Annotated in this window: 18 protein-coding genes and 1 tRNA gene; 7 read left to right on the top strand and 12 right to left on the bottom strand. The window is 65.4% G+C overall.

From position 1 onward, the window contains the following. Positions 1-31 precede the first annotated feature (31 nt). The 5 genes from AC3WR5_RS15370 to AC3WR5_RS15350 all read right to left on the bottom strand — a co-directional run bounded on the left by AC3WR5_RS15370 (position 32) and on the right by AC3WR5_RS15350 (position 5440). Entirely contained in the window at positions 32-955 is a 924-nt protein-coding gene (locus AC3WR5_RS15370) for a prepilin peptidase (RefSeq protein WP_492485614.1), read from the bottom strand. Between the two features lie 3 nt (positions 956-958). Beyond that, positions 959-2179 (bottom strand): type II secretion system F family protein, encoded by a 1221-nt coding sequence (locus tag AC3WR5_RS15365; protein ID WP_492485613.1) that lies wholly within the window; start codon positions 2177-2179, stop codon positions 959-961. A 123-nt stretch (positions 2180-2302) separates the two neighbouring features. Then, on the bottom strand, positions 2303-4024 hold the full coding sequence (pilB, locus tag AC3WR5_RS15360) for a type IV-A pilus assembly ATPase PilB (RefSeq protein ID WP_492485612.1): 1722 nt from the start codon (positions 4022-4024) through the stop codon (positions 2303-2305). A gap of 282 nt (positions 4025-4306) precedes the next feature. Further along, positions 4307-4383, bottom strand: a tRNA-Pro gene (locus AC3WR5_RS15355). A gap of 115 nt (positions 4384-4498) precedes the next feature. Next, the gene (locus tag AC3WR5_RS15350; protein WP_492485897.1) at positions 4499-5440 is read right to left on the bottom strand and encodes a polyprenyl synthetase family protein; all 942 of its coding nucleotides are present in this window, start codon (positions 5438-5440) and stop codon (positions 4499-4501) included. Positions 5441-5765: 325 nt separating this feature from the next. Between AC3WR5_RS15350 and rplU the strand changes: the two genes are divergently transcribed. From rplU to proB, 4 genes are all read left to right on the top strand, one after another. Next, entirely contained in the window at positions 5766-6077 is a 312-nt protein-coding gene (rplU, locus tag AC3WR5_RS15345; RefSeq protein WP_492485611.1) for a 50S ribosomal protein L21, read from the top strand. 28 nt (positions 6078-6105) lie between these two features. Continuing rightward, positions 6106-6363, top strand: coding sequence for a 50S ribosomal protein L27 (gene rpmA / locus AC3WR5_RS15340; RefSeq protein WP_141285706.1), 258 nt, complete (start codon positions 6106-6108; stop codon positions 6361-6363). 169 nt (positions 6364-6532) lie between these two features. Continuing rightward, positions 6533-7612: an Obg family GTPase CgtA gene (gene cgtA, locus AC3WR5_RS15335; RefSeq protein WP_141285704.1), complete on the top strand. Its 1080-nt coding sequence runs from the start codon at positions 6533-6535 to the stop codon at positions 7610-7612. A 7-nt stretch (positions 7613-7619) separates the two neighbouring features. Further along, positions 7620-8738 (top strand): glutamate 5-kinase, encoded by a 1119-nt coding sequence (gene proB, locus AC3WR5_RS15330; protein WP_492485610.1) that lies wholly within the window; start codon positions 7620-7622, stop codon positions 8736-8738. Between the two features lie 40 nt (positions 8739-8778). Here the strand turns inward: proB and AC3WR5_RS15325 are convergent, their stop codons facing one another. Beyond that, positions 8779-9387: an RNA pyrophosphohydrolase gene (locus AC3WR5_RS15325; protein ID WP_492485609.1), complete on the bottom strand. Its 609-nt coding sequence runs from the start codon at positions 9385-9387 to the stop codon at positions 8779-8781. Positions 9388-9503: 116 nt separating this feature from the next. Here AC3WR5_RS15325 and AC3WR5_RS15320 point away from each other — a divergent pair, with 116 nt between their 5' ends. Next, positions 9504-11249: a proline--tRNA ligase gene (locus AC3WR5_RS15320; RefSeq protein WP_492485608.1), complete on the top strand. Its 1746-nt coding sequence runs from the start codon at positions 9504-9506 to the stop codon at positions 11247-11249. After that, the gene (locus AC3WR5_RS15315) at positions 11246-11881 is read left to right on the top strand and encodes a lytic transglycosylase domain-containing protein (protein ID WP_492485607.1); all 636 of its coding nucleotides are present in this window, start codon (positions 11246-11248) and stop codon (positions 11879-11881) included. Before AC3WR5_RS15320 ends, AC3WR5_RS15315 begins: the two co-directional genes overlap by 4 nt. Before the next feature lie 14 nt (positions 11882-11895). On the opposite strand, the gene AC3WR5_RS15310 is transcribed toward AC3WR5_RS15315, so the two are convergent. The 6 genes from AC3WR5_RS15310 to hemA all read right to left on the bottom strand — a co-directional run bounded on the left by AC3WR5_RS15310 (position 11896) and on the right by hemA (position 17187). After that, a complete protein-coding gene (locus AC3WR5_RS15310; protein WP_492485606.1) occupies positions 11896-12486 on the bottom strand; it encodes a UbiX family flavin prenyltransferase in 591 nt (196 codons plus the stop codon). Next, on the bottom strand, positions 12483-12797 hold the full coding sequence (gene grxD / locus AC3WR5_RS15305; RefSeq protein WP_141285694.1) for a Grx4 family monothiol glutaredoxin: 315 nt from the start codon (positions 12795-12797) through the stop codon (positions 12483-12485). Before grxD ends, AC3WR5_RS15310 begins: the two co-directional genes overlap by 4 nt. 222 nt (positions 12798-13019) lie before the next feature. After that, a complete protein-coding gene (locus tag AC3WR5_RS15300; RefSeq protein WP_492485605.1) occupies positions 13020-13664 on the bottom strand; it encodes a hypothetical protein in 645 nt (214 codons plus the stop codon). A 140-nt stretch (positions 13665-13804) separates the two neighbouring features. Next, the gene (gene prmC / locus AC3WR5_RS15295; protein WP_492485604.1) at positions 13805-14662 is read right to left on the bottom strand and encodes a peptide chain release factor N(5)-glutamine methyltransferase; all 858 of its coding nucleotides are present in this window, start codon (positions 14660-14662) and stop codon (positions 13805-13807) included. Beyond that, complete coding sequence (gene prfA, locus AC3WR5_RS15290) at positions 14659-15759, bottom strand: peptide chain release factor 1 (protein WP_231010210.1); 1101 nt, start codon at positions 15757-15759, stop codon at positions 14659-14661. The genes prmC and prfA overlap by 4 nt, the downstream gene beginning before the upstream one ends. A gap of 120 nt (positions 15760-15879) precedes the next feature. After that, the gene (gene hemA, locus AC3WR5_RS15285) at positions 15880-17187 is read right to left on the bottom strand and encodes a glutamyl-tRNA reductase (protein WP_492485603.1); all 1308 of its coding nucleotides are present in this window, start codon (positions 17185-17187) and stop codon (positions 15880-15882) included. Between the two features lie 95 nt (positions 17188-17282). On the opposite strand from hemA, the gene AC3WR5_RS15280 reads away from it, so the two are divergent. Continuing rightward, the gene (locus tag AC3WR5_RS15280; protein WP_141290270.1) at positions 17283-17561 is read left to right on the top strand and encodes a hypothetical protein; all 279 of its coding nucleotides are present in this window, start codon (positions 17283-17285) and stop codon (positions 17559-17561) included. Position 17562 lies beyond the last annotated feature (1 nt).

The raw sequence follows: 17562 nt of genomic DNA, 5'->3' as shown, positions 1-17562 counted from the left end.
GAATGAGACCCTTCGGGCGGCCGTGCGGGGCTCACTGCCCTATCCAGCCCAATACCGTTTCGGTGCCCGCCAGCATCAGCACCAGTCCGCCACCGGCGAGGAACGGGCCGAATGGCACGTAGCGCCCTTCGCGCAAGGTGTCGCTGAGCTTCATGCCGATGCCGACCACCGCGCCGATCACCGAAGCCATCAGCACGATGGGCAGGATGGCTTTCCAGCCCAGCCAGGCCCCCAGCGCGGCCAGCAGCTTGAAGTCGCCGTGGCCCATGCCTTCCTTGCCTGTCGTCAGCTTGAACAGCCAGTACACCGACCACAGCGACAGGTAGCCCACGACGGCACCCCAGAGCGAGGTGCTGAGTGGCAGCGTCCATTCCAGCGCTGCGGCGCACAGACCGGCCCACAGCAACGGCAGCGTCAGCGCGTCCGGCAGCAAGGTGGTGTCCCAGTCGATGGCAGTCAGCGCGACCAGCGTGGCGGCCACGCCGCACCAGGCCAGCGCCACCGGTTGCGGGCCCACGCGCCAGGCAATGCCGGCGAACAGCAGGCCGGTGGCCAGTTCCAGCAGCGGATAGCGCACCGAAATGCGGGTCCCGCAGGCGGAGCAGCGGCCTCGCAGCCGCAACCAGCTCACCAGCGGAATGTTCTCATGCCAGCGGATCTTGTGCTGGCAGGCAGGGCAGCGTGAGGCGGGCTTGGAAAGCGTCAACCGGCCGAGCTTGTCCAGTTCCTGCTCAAGTTCGCCTGAGGTAGCGGCAAGTGGCTTGGGCGCTCCCCGTCCAAAAGTCCGCTGGAATGACTCGCCGTCGCTCAGCTGCTGGGCCACGTCCCGCCACCATTGCCGCTCCATCATGCGCGGCAGGCGATGCGCGACCACGTTCAGGAAGCTGCCGATGCAAAGCCCGAGCGCACCCAACACCCAGGGCGACAGCCAGATCGCCCATTCTCCGGTCGTCATGTGTCAGACCACCTGACCGAGCTTGAAGATGGGCAGGTACATCGACACGACGATGCCGCCGATGATGGTCCCAAGAAAGACGATGATGATGGGTTCCATCAAGGTTGAGAGGCCCTTCACCATCTCGTCGACTTCTTCTTCGTAGAACTCCGCGGCGCGTGCAAGCATGTCATCTAGCGCGCCCGATTCTTCGCCGATGCCAGCCATCTGCAACACCATGTTCGGGAACACGCCGGTTGCGGTCATGGCCGAAGTCAGTGCGGTGCCGGAGGCGACGTCACGTTGAATCGCTTCGGTGGCGATGGCATAGACCTTGTTGCCTGCGGTGCCGCCAACCGAGTCCAGCGCCTCCACCAACGGGACACCGGCACCGAACAAGGTCGAAAGGGTCCGGGTCCAGCGCGCGATGATGGATTTGCGAACCAGTTCGCCGAAGACCGGCATGCGCAGGAACAGGCGATCCATGAAAAATTGAAGCCTTTCCGAACGCCGCCAGGTGCGCACGAACATGTAGCCGCCGCCGAAGATGCTGCCGAAAATGGCCCACCAATAGGAGACGAAAAACTTGCTCATGGCGATCACCAACAGCGTGGGCGTGGGCAAGTCGGCGCCGAAATTCTTGAACACGTCCTCGAAGGCCGGGATCACGAAAATCATGATCACCGTGACCACGATGAAGGCGACCACCAGCACCGACATCGGGTAGATCAGCGCTGACTTGACCTTCTGCTTCAGTGCCAGCGTCTTTTCCTGGTAAAGCGCCAGACGGCCGAGCAGCAATTCCAGAATACCGCCAGCTTCGCCGGCCTCGACCAGGTTGCAGTACAGGGCATCGAAGTATTTCGGATGCCGGCGGAACGCAGCAGACAGGCTGGTACCTGTCTCGATGTCCGCACGGATATCCATCAGCAGCCGGGTCAGCGTGGCATTGGTGCTGCCGCGGGCGACGATTTCGAAGGCTTGCAGCAAGGGCACGCCGGCCTTCATCATCGTTGCCAACTGGCGCGTGAAGATGGCAATGTCCTTGGGCTTGATGCTCTTGCCGCCGGAACTGCGGCGCTTCTTCACCTTGGTGACCAGCACGCCCTGCCGACGCAGGCTGGCACTCACGGCGGCTTCTCCGCCGGCGCGCAACTCCCCGCGCACGACCTTGCCGTTGCGGTCCTTGCCTTCCCATTCGAAGGTGAAATCCTTGGCGCTTCTTGCTGCCGCTGCTGTAGCCATAAAGCCTCCGGCCGCTCCCGACGGTGTGATCAGTTGTAGTCGACGCCCGCAACGCGGGTGGATTCTCAGGACCCTGGCTTCGCCCGGTGCAAACCGGTGTTGCCTTGATTGTTTCGCGTGCCGCTATTCGTTGGTCGCGGCGATGACTTCTTCCAGTGAGGTTGCGCCCAGCCTGACCTTCAGCAGGCCGGACTGGCGCAAATCGCGCACCCCATCTTCGCGAGCCTGTATCGCCAGATCGTTGGCCGAACCATTGGCCAGGATCAGCCGCTGAATCGCGTCAGTGATCGGCATGGCCTGGTAAATGCCCAGACGACCACGATAGCCATTGTTGCAGGCAGAGCAGCCCACGGCGCGGTAAGGGCGCCAAGTGCCGTCGAGTTCGCTTTCGGTGAAGCCTGCACGCAACAGCGCAGGCCTCGGGTAGTCGGCAGGCGCCTTGCAGCTTTCGCACAAGCGGCGTACCAGGCGCTGGGCGGTGATCAGCAACAGGCTGGACGCGATGTTGAAAGGCGCCACGCCCATGTTCAACAACCGGGTCAAGGTGGACGGTGCGTCGTTGGTATGCAGCGTGGACAGCACCAAGTGGCCGGTCTGCGCGGCCTTGATCGCAATGTCCGCAGTGTCCAGGTCGCGGATTTCGCCGACCATGATCACGTCCGGATCCTGGCGCAGGAAGGACTTCAGTGCCGAGGCGAAGGTCAGGCCAGCCTTGTCGTTGACATTGACCTGATTGATGCCGGGCAGGTTGATTTCCGCCGGGTCTTCCACGGTCGAGATGTTCACGCCCGGCTGGTTCAGGATGTTCAGGCAGGTGTAGAGCGACACTGTCTTGCCCGAGCCGGTTGGCCCGGTCACCAGCACCATGCCATAGGGCCGGTGCACCGCGTGCATCAGCCGCTCCTTTTCCTCCGGTTCATAACCGAGCGCCTCGATGCCCATCTTCGCGCTGGAAGAGTCGAGAATACGGATGACGATCTTCTCGCCGAACAGCGTGGGCAGCGTGCTGACCCGGAAGTCGATTGACTTGCTGCCAAAGCGCAGCTTCATCCGGCCATCCTGCGGCACGCGCTTTTCCGAGATGTCCAGCCGTGAAATGACCTTGATGCGGGACGCCAGCTTTTCCTTGATCGCAATCGGTGGTTGCGTGATCTCGCGCAACTCGCCATCCACCCGGAAGCGCACGCGGTAGTGGAATTCGTAGGGCTCGAAGTGCAGGTCGGAGGCGCGGAGATTGATCGCGTCGATCAACATCTTCTGCAGGAAGCGCACGACGGGCGCATCTTCGACCTCCGCAACTGCCTCCGGCGACGGCGAAGCGCCGCTCACCTCTTCTTCAGTGACATCGAATTCGAAGTCGGCAGAAGCAATCGTCTCCAGCGCCTGATTGGCCGAGATGGTCTGCCCGTCCACCAGCTTGATCAGCTTGTCGTATTCGACGACCACCCATTCAGGCGAAAGCTGGGTCGCAAACTTGATGCGCTCGCTGGCTTCCTGGTCGGTCGGGTCGGCGCAGGCAAGGAACAGGCGACTGCCGCGCTTGCCCAGCGGCAAGACCTTGTACTGGCCAATCAGTTTGCTGTCGATGAAGGACTTTGGCAGCTTTTGCGTGTCAACTGCGTCCAGATCCAGCAGAGGCGCTGCAAGAGCCTGGGACAGCGACTGCGCCAGTGCCAGTGGCGTCATCGTGTTGCTGCCGATCAGTTCAGCGATGAATGAAAGCTTCTTTTCCTTGGCGCTACGAACCAGTTCCTCGGCTTTGGCTGGCTGAAGCTTGCCGCCATGGACCAGTACACGTGCCACTCCCGACAAGAAGGCTTTGGAGGCGTCGGCAACAGTATCCACGGCTGAACGGCAAGAGGGCTACAACAAGAATGGGCCGGGCATCAACGCCCTTTGGCACGGTACTGTATATCGGCGGCTTTGCTGGTCAATGCAGCGAGAAAACCGGGCTCCAGTGGTCACAAGTTGTGACTGAACGCACGCAGGCGGCGAAGCGCTGCAACGGCAATGCAGGTCGCCGACGGGAATTGCCTCTTCGAGAGGGGAAGCATGATGCGGGCGCTCAAATGCAAAAAGCGCAGAAAGCTTGAACTTCCTGCGCCTTGGCAATGATTCACAGTAATTTGGTCGGGGTGAGAGGATTCGAACCTCCGGCCTCTACGTCCCGAACGTAGCGCTCTACCAGGCTAAGCTACACCCCGAAATGACCCGCTGCCAAAGCATTCCCTGTTGGCATCCGGTTTCGCAGCGCTTGGCGTGCTGACCCGGATCGCCTTGTGCATCTCTGGTGATGCCTGCAGTTCCTGCCTGGTTCGCTCAAGAAGAGCGCTCAACCGATCGAGCAGATAATTCTAGCAGCAAATTCAGCGAGTTGGAAAGAGGCAGGGAAGAAAGGCTCAGGCGGGCCGCTTCGGCTTCGGTGCGGGCGGCGTCGCGTGTGGCTTCCAGCGCACCGGTGCGGTGCACGATGCCGATGATGTCATGCAGCCGTTCGACCTCACCCTGTTCGATGGCGTGGCGGATCAAGTCGCGTTCTGCCGCGGAGCCTCGGCTCATGGCGATCAGCAACGGCAGTGTGGGTTTGCCTTCGCGCAAGTCGTCGCCCACATTCTTGCCGAGTGCAGTGGTCGTGCCTTGATAGTCCAGCAGGTCGTCGACCAGCTGGAAGGCCGTACCCAGCGAGCGTCCGTAGTCGGCGCAGGCTTCTTCGATCTCGCGGGGTGCCTGGGCAATCACGGCACCCAGGCGCGCGCTGGCCTCGAACAGCTTGGCGGTCTTGTAGCGGATGACGCGCAGATAGTCTTCGATTGCAACGTCTGGCTCATGCATGTTCATCAGCTGCAGCACCTCGCCTTCGGCGATGACGTTGGTCGCATCGGCCAGCACGTCGAGCACACGCATGCTGTTCACCGAAACCATCATCTGGAAGGCGCGTGAATACAGGAAGTCGCCCACCAACACGCTGGCGGCATTGCCGAACACCGCATTGGCAGTGTCCCGGCCGCGCCGCAGCGAAGACTCATCGACCACATCGTCGTGCAGCAGCGTGGCGGTGTGGATGAACTCGACTGTGGCCGCCAGTTCATATTTGTGTGGGCCCTTGTAGCCCAGGGCGTCCGCGAACAGCAGCACCAGCCGGGGGCGAATGCGCTTGCCGCCTGCACCGATGATGTAGTGGGAAATCTGTTCGATCAGCGCGACGTCCGAGGACAGCCGCTGCCGGATTACCTCGTCGACTTGGCGCATGTCGTCGGCCATCGGGTCGAAGTCGATGTTGGGGGTGGGCAGCGTCGTGGAGGAGGGCGACATGAGGCGGGGGAGCGAACCCGATGACGGCAAAACCCGTCGATTATAGGAAGCGACCGGCGCAGCGTTGGCGGCCTCTGCCATTCGCGTGCCGGGTGCTTGGCAGCTTGGTGGCTGCTATGCTATGATCCCAAGCTTCGCCTCGGAATGGTCCGCGGCGATTGATGAGATGCGTTTGGCGGGTGTGGCGCCTCCTGGATTTGAGGCCTGTTGAGTTAACGGGTCTGATGTTCAGGGCATGCCAACAGGTCTTGCGCACTTCAAGCAAAGGGCACATATGTACGCGGTCGTAAAAACCGGTGGCAAGCAATACAAGGTTGCAGCCGGCGAAAAGATCAAGGTAGAACAGATTGCTGCGGACGTTGGCCAGGAAATCGTGATTGACCAGGTTTTGGCTGTCGGCAGCGGCGCAAATCTGAAGGTCGGGACTCCCCTGGTGAGCGGTGCAACAGTGGTGGCAACCGTGGTGGCCCATGGCCGGCACGACAAGGTTCGCATCTTCAAGATGCGCCGCCGCAAGCACTACCAGAAGCATGGCGGTCATCGCCAGAACTACACCGAGCTGGAAATCAGCGCGGTCAACGGCTGATTCAGCACCTCAACAGGAGTTCTGAACCATGGCACAGAAAAAAGGCGGCGGTTCCACCCGGAACGGCCGCGACTCTCAACCCAAGATGCTGGGTGTCAAGGCCTTCGGTGGCCAAGTCATCTCGGCGGGCTCGATCATCGTGCGCCAGCGTGGCACCAAGTTCCATGCCGGCACCAATGTCGCGATGGGCCGTGACCACACGCTGTTCGCGTTGGTCGACGGTACCGTTTCGTTCGCCGTCAAGGGCGCGCTGAACCGGCACACCGTGATCATCACGCCGCTGTAATCGCCACAGCCTTCGCCTTGGTCTGCCTCTGGCTGGACCAAGCGTCCAAAGCCCCGGCTTGCCGGGGCTTTTGTCTTGATGGGCCGGCGCGGGCAGAGTGCCCGACATCGCCGGCGGCGAACCCAAGACACTCGGGCCGGTTTCGGCCCTCCGATACCATCCGAACACCATGAAATTCGTTGACGAAGCCACCATCGACATCGCCGCGGGCAACGGCGGCGCGGGCTGCGCGAGTTTTCGGCGCGAGAAATTCATTCCCTTTGGCGGACCAGACGGCGGCAACGGCGGTAAGGGCGGCAGCGTCTATGCCGTGGCCGACCGCAACCTGAACACGCTGATCGACTACCGCTACGCCCGCCGCCACGAAGCGCGCAATGGCGAGGCCGGCCGTGGCGCAGACTGCTTTGGCGCTGCGGCGGACGACATCATGCTGCGCATGCCCGTCGGCACCATCATCACCGACGTCGAAACCGGCCGCGTGATGGCCGAGCTGATCGACCCCGAAGAGCCGGTGCTGCTGGCCAAGGGTGGCGATGGCGGCTTCGGCAACCTGCACTACAAGACCAGCACCAACCGCGCCCCGCGCCAGCACACGCCGGGCTGGCCGGGTGAAGGCTTCAAGGTTAAGCTGGAACTGCGCGTGCTGGCCGACGTGGGCCTGCTGGGCATGCCCAATGCCGGCAAGAGCACGCTGATCACGGCAGTGTCGAACGCCAGGCCGAAGATTGCCGACTATCCGTTCACCACGCTGCACCCGAACCTGGGCGTGGTGCGCGTCGGCCCCGAGAAGAGCTTCGTGGTGGCCGACATTCCGGGCCTGATCGAAGGTGCTTCCGAAGGTGCCGGCCTGGGTCATCTGTTCCTGCGCCACTTGCAGCGCACGCGTTTGCTGCTGCATGTGGTCGACCTGGCGCCGTTCGACGACGAGGTCGATCCGGTCAAGCAGGCCAAGGCCATCGTCGAAGAGCTGCGCAAGTACGACCAGGCGCTGCACGACAAGCCGCGCTGGCTGGTGCTCAACAAGCTGGACATGGTGCCCGAAGACGAGCGTGCCAAGCGCGTCAAGGATTTCGTCAAGCGCTACAAGTGGAAGGGCCCCGTGTTCGAGATCTCGGCGCTGGCCCGTGACGGCCTGCAGCCGCTGATTCACGCCATCTGGGAGCATGTGGCCGCCGAACAGGTCAAGCCGCCGCCTGAGCCCGATCCGCGTTTCGACGCCGCTGCCGACACGACCGCTGCCGACGAGTGACCCCGCGATGAGTGCAGCACTGCAGGGCGCGCGGCGCATCGTCGTCAAGGTTGGCTCCAGCCTGGTGACCAACGAAGGCCGAGGCGTAGATGCCGAGGCGGTCGGCAACTGGTGTCGCCAGATGGCCGGCCTCGCGGCGCAGGGCTGCGAAGTGGTGATGGTCTCCAGCGGCGCGATTGCCGAAGGCATGAAACGCCTGGGCTGGACGACCCGGCCCAAGGAACTGCCGGAGTTGCAGGCTGCGGCTGCCGTCGGCCAGATGGGCCTGGCGCAGATGTACGAGAGCAAGCTCTCCGAGCACGGCATGGGCAGCGCCCAGGTGCTGTTGACGCATGCCGACCTGGCCGACCGCGAGCGCTACCTGAATGCCCGCTCGACTCTGCTGACCCTGCTGGGCCTGAAGGTGCTGCCGGTCATCAACGAGAACGACACCGTCGTCAATGACGAGATCAAGTTCGGCGACAACGACACGCTGGGCGCGCTGGTCGCCAACCTGGTGGAAGCCGATGTGCTGATCATCCTGACCGACCAGAAGGGCCTGTACTCGGCCGACCCGCGCAAGGACCCGGAGGCCCGTTTCATCGACGTGGCAGAGGCCGGCGACCCGGCGCTGGAACGCATGGCCGGCGGCGCTGGTTCCAGCATCGGCCGCGGCGGCATGATCACCAAGGTGCTGGCCGCCAAGCGCGCCGCAGGCAGCGGTGCCAGCACCGTGATCGCATGGGGCCGTGAGCCCGACGTGTTGCTGCGCCTGATGGCGGGCGAGGCCATTGGCACCGCCTTGCTGGCAGGCACGCCCAAGCTGGCCGCCCGCAAGCAGTGGATGGCCGATCACCTGCAGATGCGGGGCGCCGTGGTGATTGACGATGGCGCGGTCATCAAGCTGCGCGAGGAGGGCAAGAGCCTGTTGCCCATCGGCGTGGTCGAGGTGCAGGGCGAGTTCCACCGCGGGGATGTCATTGCGGTGCGCAGCTCCGCTGGCGGAGAGGTTGCGCGTGGACTGGCCAACTACTCCAGCGCCGAGGCCCGGCTGATTGCCCGCAAGCCCTCGTCGCAGATCGCGGGCTTGCTCGGCTATGTCGCCGAGCCCGAACTGATCCATCGCGACAACCTGGTGCTGAGCTGAGCGCTTGCCGCCTGGTCAGCGTGACTGAAGGCTGGGCGGCCTACTCTGGCGCGCCAGCAGGCGGCGACATCAGCGGCAGTGCAGGCCCCATGGCCTCGTCCATGACCCCGTCCGGCGACCTGCGGCCATCCCGATGCGGGCGCATGCCACCACGCAGGTAGCGATTCTGGTAGGCCATGCGCGGCATGAAGCGCGCCAGTTCGGTCAGCGCCATCTGGTAGACGCCGCGCTTGAATTCGATCACCACGTCCAGCGGCACCCAATAGTCGTTCCAGCGCCAGGCGTCGAATTCCGGATGGTTGGTCGCGCGCAGGTTCATGTCGCTGTCGCGGCCCATCAGGCGCAACAGGAACCAGATCTGCTTTTGCCCCTTGTAGTGGCCGCGTGCATCCTTGCGGATGAAATGATCGGGCACGTCATAGCGCAGCCAATCGCGGGTGCGCGCCAGAATTTCCACGTGATCGGGAAGCAAACCGACTTCCTCGTGCAACTCGCGGAACATCGCCTGCTCAGGCGACTCGCCATACTTGATGCCCCCTTGCGGGAACTGCCAGGAGTGGGTGCGCAGCCGCTTGCCCCAAAACACCTGGTTGCGGGCGTTGAGCAGGATGATGCCGACGTTGGGCCTGTAGCCTTCCCGGTCGAGCATAATCGAACCCCAAATTTTGAACTGAAATCAATATAGCACCCACGGGGCTCCCCGCCCAGGCTCTCGCTAACCCGGAGCTTGCGCCGGGTGCCTCTGCAGGCTGTAACGTCGCGCCCATGAAAGCCTCCCAGTTCTTCATCTCCACCCTCAAAGAGGCACCTGCAGACGCCGAAGTCGTGAGCCATCAGCTGATGATGCGCGCTGGCATGATCAAGCGCCTCGGCGCCGGCATCTACAACTACATGCCCATGGGCCTGCGGGTGATCCGCAAGGTCGAGGGCATCATTCGCGAAGAGATGAACCGTGCTGGCGCGGTTGAATTGCTGATGCCTGTGGTGCAGCCGGCCGAGCTGTGGCAGGAGACCGGCCGCTTCGACAAGATGGGCCCGGAACTGATGCGGGTGAAGGACCGGCATGACCGCGACTTCATCATCCAGCCGACCTCCGAAGAGGTGGTGACCGACATCGCCCGCCAGGAACTGCGCAGCTACAAGCAGTTGCCCAGGAATTTCTATCACATCCAGACGAAATTCCGCGACGAGCGCCGGCCGCGCTTTGGCGTGATGCGTGGCCGCGAGTTCACGATGAAGGACGCGTATTCCTTCGACCGTGACGAAGCCGGCGCGACCAGGAGCTACGAAGCCATGTTCGCCGCCTACAAGCGCATCTTCGACCGCTTTGGCCTTGAATACCGTGCCGTTGCGGCCGACACGGGCGCCATCGGCGGCGACCTGTCGCACGAATTCCAGGTGATTGCCGAGACCGGCGAAGATGCCATCGTCTACTGCCCGACCAGCGACTACGCCGCCAACATCGAACTGGCCGAAGGCGTGGCTTTGCTGTCCGTGCGCGCTGCCGCAGGTGCCGTCATGGCCAAGACGTCCACGCCTGGTAAGAGCACCTGTGCCGACGTGGCCGCGCTGCTGGGCTTGCCGCTGGCGCAGACCGTCAAGTCACTGGTGCTGGCGACCGACGAACTGGACGAGCACGGCGACATCAAGAAGACCACGGTCTGGCTGCTGCTGCTGCGCGGTGACCATGACATGAACGAAGTCAAGGCCGGCAAGGTCGAGGGCCTGAAAGGCGGTTTCCGCTTCGCGACCCTGGCCGAGATCGAGGAACACTTCGGCTGCAAGCCCGGTTACCTGGGGCCTGTCGGACTGCGGAAGCCGGTCAAGGTGATTGCCGACCGCACGGTGGCCAACATGGCCGACTTCGTCTGCGGTGCCAACGAACCCGACTTCCACCTCACCGGCGTCAACTGGGGCCGGGACCTGCCCGAGCCGGACGCTGTGGTCGACATCCGCAACGTCGTCGAAGGCGACCCTTCTCCTGACGGCAAGGGCGTGCTGGCGATCCAGCGCGGCATCGAGGTTGGCCACGTGTTCTTCCTTGGCACCAAGTATTCCAAGGCGATGAACGCCAACTACCTGGACGAAACCGGCAAGCCGCAGCTGATGCAGATGGGCTGCTACGGCATTGGCGTGACCCGCATCCTCGGCGCGGCCATCGAGCAGAACCACGATGCCCGCGGCATCATCTGGCCGACCAGCATCGCGCCGTTCCAGGTCGTGCTCTGCCCCATCGGCTATGACCGTTCGGCCGAGGTGAAGGCGGCCGCTGACGCGCTGCATGAAGAGTTGACTGCCGCCGGCATCGACGTGCTGCTGGACGACCGCGGCGAGCGCCCTGGCGCGATGTTCGCCGACTGGGAACTGATTGGCGTGCCCTTGCGCGTGGTGCTGTCAGATCGCGGGCTCAAGGAAGGCTTGCTCGAAATACAGGGCCGGCGCGACGCAGAGGCGCAGAAGATCGCCGTGGCCGAAGTGGGTGCCGTCGTGAAGGCGCGCCTGTCGGCATGAGCGCTGTTGGGGCAGGGCGGTCCGTCAGCCGGCGGGCCTGCCTGGCAGTCGGTGGTGCTGCGTTGCTCGCGCCCTGGGCCTCGCCGGCCTGGGCTGGCAAACAAGCCGAGGAACCGCTGATCGACTCGGTACGCGGCGCGCTGTCGTCTGCCATTGCCAACAAGGCGCCGCCCAAGCCCAGCTTTGCCAACTTCGATGACCGCCTGGTCTACCTGCGCTGGCTGGGCACCAACAGCGACCGGCTGAAGAAGCGCAAGTCCGAGGACCAGACGCGCATCGAGTTCCTCGAAACCATCTGGTACGAGGCCAAGCGCGCCGGGCTGGAGCCTTCTCTGGTGCTGGGCCTGGTGCAGGTGGAAAGCGGCTTTCGCAAGTACGCCATCAGCGTGGCCGGCGCGCGGGGCTACATGCAGGTCATGCCTTTCTGGTCCCGGCTGATCGGCGACGGTGACGCTTCGCGCCTGTTCCACATGCAGACCAACCTGCGCTTTGGCTGCGTCATCCTGCGCCACTACCTGGACCGCGAGCAGGGCGACCTGTTCCTCGCGCTGGGCCGCTACAACGGCAGCCGTGGCCAGCCCGAGTATCCGAACATGGTGTTCGGCGCCCGCAAGCAGTGGGTCGTCACCTGAGCTTCGGCCCAGGTTCAGAGGCCGTTCCAGTTCCTGGGCGTGGCATTGCCAACGCCGAGCAGCGCGATCACCCGCTCCACCGTGTCGTCCACCATTTCCGCTATCGACTGTGGCCGGTGGTAGAACGCCGGCAGCGGTGGGAACACGATGGCGCCCATTTCGGTCACTGCCGTCATGTTGCGCAAGTGGGCCAGGTTGAACGGCGTTTCGCGCACCATCAGCAGCAGCCGGCGGCGTTCCTTCAGCGTCACGTCGGCCGCGCGGGTCAGCAGGTTGTCGCCAAAACCGTGGGCCACGGAAGCCAGCGTCTTCATCGAGCAGGGCGCAATCACCATCGCGTCCACCGGGTGGCTGCCGCTGGCAATGCAGGCACCGATGTCGCCCAGCGGATGCGCCTCGTCCGCCAGGGCTTCCAGGGCGTTTCGGTCCAGGTCCAGCTCGTGGTGCGCGTTCAGCACACCGGCCGAGGTCACGACCAGGTGCGTGCGTGCACCCAGCGTGCGCAATCGCTGCAGCAGCCGCACGCCGTAGATCGCGCCCGAAGCGCCGGTGATGCCCACGACGATGCGCGGGACCACCGTGGCGGCCGGCTCGGCCAGCGTCACGCGGCTTCGATCATCGGCTGCAGTTCGCCGGACTGGTACATCTCCATCATGATGTCCGAGCCGCCGACGAATTCGCCGTTCACGTACAGCTGCGGAATCGTTGGCCAGTTGGCGTAATCCTTGATGCCCTGGCGGATCGCGTCGTCCTCCAGCACGTTGACCGTCGTCAGGTCACCCGCGCCGCAGGCTTTCAGGATCTGGATGGCGCGGCCGGAGAAGCCGCACATCGGGAACTGGGCCGTGCCCTTCATGAACAAGACCACCTTGTGGTTCTTGACGAGTTGGTCGATGCGTTGCTGAACGTCGCTCATGGCTGTGCTTTCGGGAGATATCGGGGGCGAATGTCGGGGCGAGAAAAGGGTCGATGCCACCATCCAGCTTTATACGACAAGCCGGCAGGCAGGCGCAGCGCAGGCTGGCGATGGCCTGACGTGGCGCCCTGGTAAAAAGCAGCCATCCACGCCGGTGCCTGCGTGGTGTGATCGCGCGTGCGGGCCGGGGTTCCGGCCCGTGGCCTAATGGCAGCAGAAAGTTCAGAACGAGTAGGACAGCTGAACCTGCAGCACCGGCGCCAGCTGGTAAGGCCTGCTGGGGTCGTCCAGCCCGCTGTTGGGGTTGCCGGACAGCAAGCGGCGCGAGCCACCGGCATTGCGGGTGGCCAGCAAGCCCAGGTCGGCGCTCAGGCCGAGGCCGGAGCGGGCCCACCAGGCCGTGTAGCCCATGCCCAGGTAGGGCGTGGCGGTGGTGTCCAACGCGCTTTCGCTGGCTTGGTTGCTGCCGCCGAATGTGGCGCGGCTCATCAGCAGGCTGCCTGAACCGTAGGCGCCGGGTGCTCCCAAGGCCACCGAAGGCGAGCCGAACAGCAAGGCACCAGTGGCCCGCAGGCCACCGCCGTCACCAATGCGGCCAATGTCGAAATAACGGTCGCCCGCCAGGCTGGCGCCCAGCGACAGGCGGCTGTCGAGCATGTTGGGTGCCGGGCCCAGCGGCTGGGCGCCAATGGACAGCCGGGTTTGCCACTGCGGCCAGGCAGCACTGTCGCCGTTCAGGCGCAATCCGTCGCCCACGGTCGCGGCCGAGGCCGCCGATGCGGCCAGCGTGGCTGCGCCCATCACGCCGGCCAGCAAGGCATGGCGAAATGTCTGGCGCGCGGAAAAGCGGCTGTCGACGGTGTGCATACGGCCCCCGGTGGTGTTGTCGCGCCTCGCCCGGTGGCTTCCGGATCTGCGCGTCCCAATGCAAAAGATGCTACTCCTTTGCCTATATTCAATGCCCGAAAAAAGGCGGGTTTTGCCGCTGTTGTGCGGACTGCACCACGCTATGGCGTGCCAGCTGGCTGACCGGTGGCTGGCCGCCGACCGCCGGTGCAGCGGCCGTGGCCGGCCAGGTCGTGCCGCGTCTGGATCTGGGCAAAACCGGCGCCTTGCAGCAGCGCCTGTACCGCCTCGGCCTGGTCCCAGCCGTGCTCGATCAGCAGCCACGCGCCGGGGCGAAGCTGCGGCGGCGCGTCAGCCACCAGCGAGCGGATCGCCGCCAGCCCGTCGCCTTCTGGCGTCAACGCGCTGCGTGGCTCGTGTTGCAAGGCAGCGAGGTGCGGGTCGTCGCCGGCAATGTAGGGGGGGTTGCTCAGCGCCAGGTCGAAGGTGCTGCCGGCGATGGCCTGCCACCAGTTGCTGTGCAGCAGGCGAACGGCCAGGCCCAGCCGCTGGGCATTGGCGCTCGCCACCGCCAGCGCCGCCTCGCTGGCGTCCAGCGCGGTCAGCGCCGCCGCCGGCCAGCGGTGCTTGACCGCCAGCGCAATCGCGCCGCTGCCGGTGCCCAGGTCGACGACCTGGGGCACCGGGCGGTCTGCCAGCTCGCCGGCAAGCAGTTCGAGCGCCCAGTCGACCAGGGTTTCAGTGTCCGGCCGCGGCACCAGCACCGCGGGGCTCACCTGCAGCGTCAGGCCATGGAACTCCCGCTCGCCCAGCAGGTAGGCGGTCGGTTCGCCGGCGGCGCTGCGCTGCCACAAGGCCTGGAAGCCGGCCAGCGCGTCGGGCGGCAGCACGTCCTGGTCGTGGGCCACCAGCCAGCCGCGGTCTTTCTGCAGCACATGGCCCAGCAGCAGTTGCGCGTCCAGCCGGTCCACGCCGGCGGCGCGGGCCGCGGCCAGGGCTTGGGTGACGGTGGCGCTCACGCGCCGGTCTCCAGTGCAGCCATCTGCTGCTGCGCCCGCGCCACCTGCAGCGCCTGGGTCACGTCGCCCAACTCGCCCTCCATCACCGCGCCCAGCTTGTACAGCGTCAGGTTGATGCGATGGTCCGTCAACCGGCCCTGCGGGAAGTTGTAGGTGCGGATGCGGTCTGAGCGGTCGCCGGAGCCGACCAGCGCCTTGCGCGTGGCGGCTTCCTTGGCGTCGCGCTCGCTGCGCTCCTTGTCCTGCAGCCGGGCCTGCAGCACGGCCAGCGCCTTGGCCTTGTTGCGGTGCTGCGAGCGGTCGTCCTGGCATTCGGCGACCAGCCCGGTGGGAATGTGCGTGACGCGAATCGCGCTGTCGGTCTTGTTGATGTGCTGGCCTCCGGCACCGCTGGCGCGGAAGGTGTCGATGCGCAGGTCGGCCGGGTTCAGCGTCACCTCGGCCGCTTCGTCCGGCTCTGGCATCACGGCCACGGTGCAGGCGCTGGTGTGGATGCGGCCCTGGGTTTCGGTCGCCGGCACGCGCTGCACCCGGTGGCCGCCGGACTCGAACTTCATGCGCGCATAGACCTGCGGGCCTTCGAGCCGGATCACCACTTCCTTGTAGCCGCCCAGGTCCGAGCGGCTCTCGCTCATCAGCTCGCTGCGCCAGCCCTGGGCCTCGGCGTAGCGCAGGTACATGCGCGCCAGGTCGGCCGCGAACAGGGCCGACTCTTCGCCGCCGGTGCCGGCGCGGATTTCGACAAACGCGTTGCGGTCGTCGTCCGGGTCCTTGGGCAGCAGGGCGGTTTGAAGCTCGGCCAGCAGTGCGGCCTGGTCGGCTGCGGCTGTGGCGGCCTCTTCGCGCGCCATCGCGGCCATCTCGCTGTCGCCCGCCTTGTCGGCCTCGGCCAGCAGCTCCTGCGCGCCGGCCTGGTCGGCCTCGCGCTGCTCGAAGCGGCGGAACAGGCCGACGACGCTCGCCGCGTCCGACTGCTCGCGCGACAGCGTGCGGTAGCGCTTCATGTCCGCGGTGACCTGCGGGTCGGCGAGCAGCGCGTCGAGTTCGCTCAGGCGCATTGCGAGGCGTTGCAATTGCTGGCGCAGCGAGGGGTTCATGTGGGGAGGCGGCGCGGGGCCGGCAGCAGGGCGACGGCGAGGTGCCGTGCGGAGAAGCGGGGGGCTGGCGGTGATGCCAGCAGGCAGGCCAAAGGTTCGGCCGACACGCGGCGAGCGCCGCTAACGCCCGTTGTCGTCGCCGTCCGAAGGGCCGCGCGCCGCCTGTCTCAGGAACAGGCGCGAGACCATCTCGGCCGTCTGGTGGCGCTGTTCGCCTTCGCTGCCATGCAGCTCGGCCAGCGCGCCGTGCAGCATCTTTTGGGTCAGGCCGCGGCTCAGCGCTTCCAGCACCGTGTCCACATCGGTGCCACGGGCCAGCAGCTTGCGGGCACGGCCAATTTCCGCCGCGCGCCAGTCGTCGGCCTGGCGGTTCAGCGCCTGGATCAGTGGCACGCTGGCGCGCTGGTCCAGCCAATGGGCAAAGCTCTGCACGCCGGCATCGATGATGGCCTCGGCCTGCTCGACGGCAGCCAGCCGCTTCTGGCTGGCGGTCTGCACCGCGGCGGTCAGGTCGTCCACGGTGTAGAGGTACACGTCTGACAGCCGCGCCACTTCGGGTTCGATGTCGCGCGGCACGGCCAGGTCCACCATGAACATCGGCCGGCGGCGGCGCGCCTTCAGTGCCCGCTCCACCGCGCCCAGCCCGATGATGGGCAGCGAACTGGCGGTGCAGGAGATCACCGCGTCGAATTCATGCAGCCGCGCCGGCAGGTCGGCCAGGCGCATGGCCTGCGCGCCGAAGCGGGTGGCCAGTTTCTCGCCGCGCTCCAGCGTGCGGTTGGCCACCGCCATCATCTGCGGCTCCTTGGCCGAGAAATGGGTGGCAACCAGCTCGATCATTTCGCCAGCGCCGACAAACAGCACCTTGATCTTCGCCAGATCCTCGAACAACTGCGAGGCCAGGCGCACCGTGGCGGCTGCCATGCTGATGGAGTGCGTGCCAATTTCGGTCGAGGTGCGCACTTCCTTGGCGACCGAAAACGAGCGCTGGAACAGCTGGTGCAGCGTGGTGCCTAGCGTGCCGGCTTCGTCGGCGCCGCGCACCGCCTGCTTCATCTGGCCGAGGATCTGCGGCTCGCCCAGCACCATCGAGTCCAGCCCGGAGGCCACGCGGAAGGCATGCCGCGCCGCTTCTCGGTTTTCCAGCACATAGGTGTGCTGCTGCAAATGCTGCTCGGCCACGCCACCTTGGCGGGCCAGCCAGTCCAGCGCCGGGCGCACCAGTTCGCGGGCGCGCTCGGGCCCGCTGGCCACATAGATTTCAGTGCGGTTGCAGGTCGACAGGATCGCCGTTTCCGGCGCGGAGCGCTGCAACTGGTCGCGCAGCGCCTGCAGCGCGGGTGTCAGCTGCTCGGGCGCGAACGCAAATCGGCCCCGCAAATCCAGCGGGGCCGTGTGATGGTTCAAGCCGAGCGCAAATACACTCATGACCGAATTATAAAATCCTTACCTTGCCCTCAGCATACGGTCGGTTGCTGACGCTGTGGCGCAATTGACGGGAATCAAAGCAGGACGTCGTCACCATGGGCCCTCTGGATGCCATCTGGCACTTGCTGAATTTCTTCGGTCCCGCGCTGGGCGTGGGGCTGATCGCCACCGGGCTGGCCAAGCTGATGTGGCACCGGCCGCTCAGGCGGGTGCCGTTTGCCCGGCTGGCGCTGTGGACCATGGGTGCAGGCGCCCTGGTGCTGCTGTTTGGCCTGGTGCTGTTCGGTCGGGATGGCCGCATGGCGACCTATGCGATGCTGGTCGCCGCCACCGCGCTGGCGCTGTGGTGGCGCGGCTGGGTCCGCCCCCATTGAA

Source organism: Ideonella sp. FW305-24, assembly GCF_058788035.1.
The sequence above is the reverse complement of the archived record's forward strand: the minus strand, read 5'-3'. Positions and strand labels throughout refer to the sequence as shown.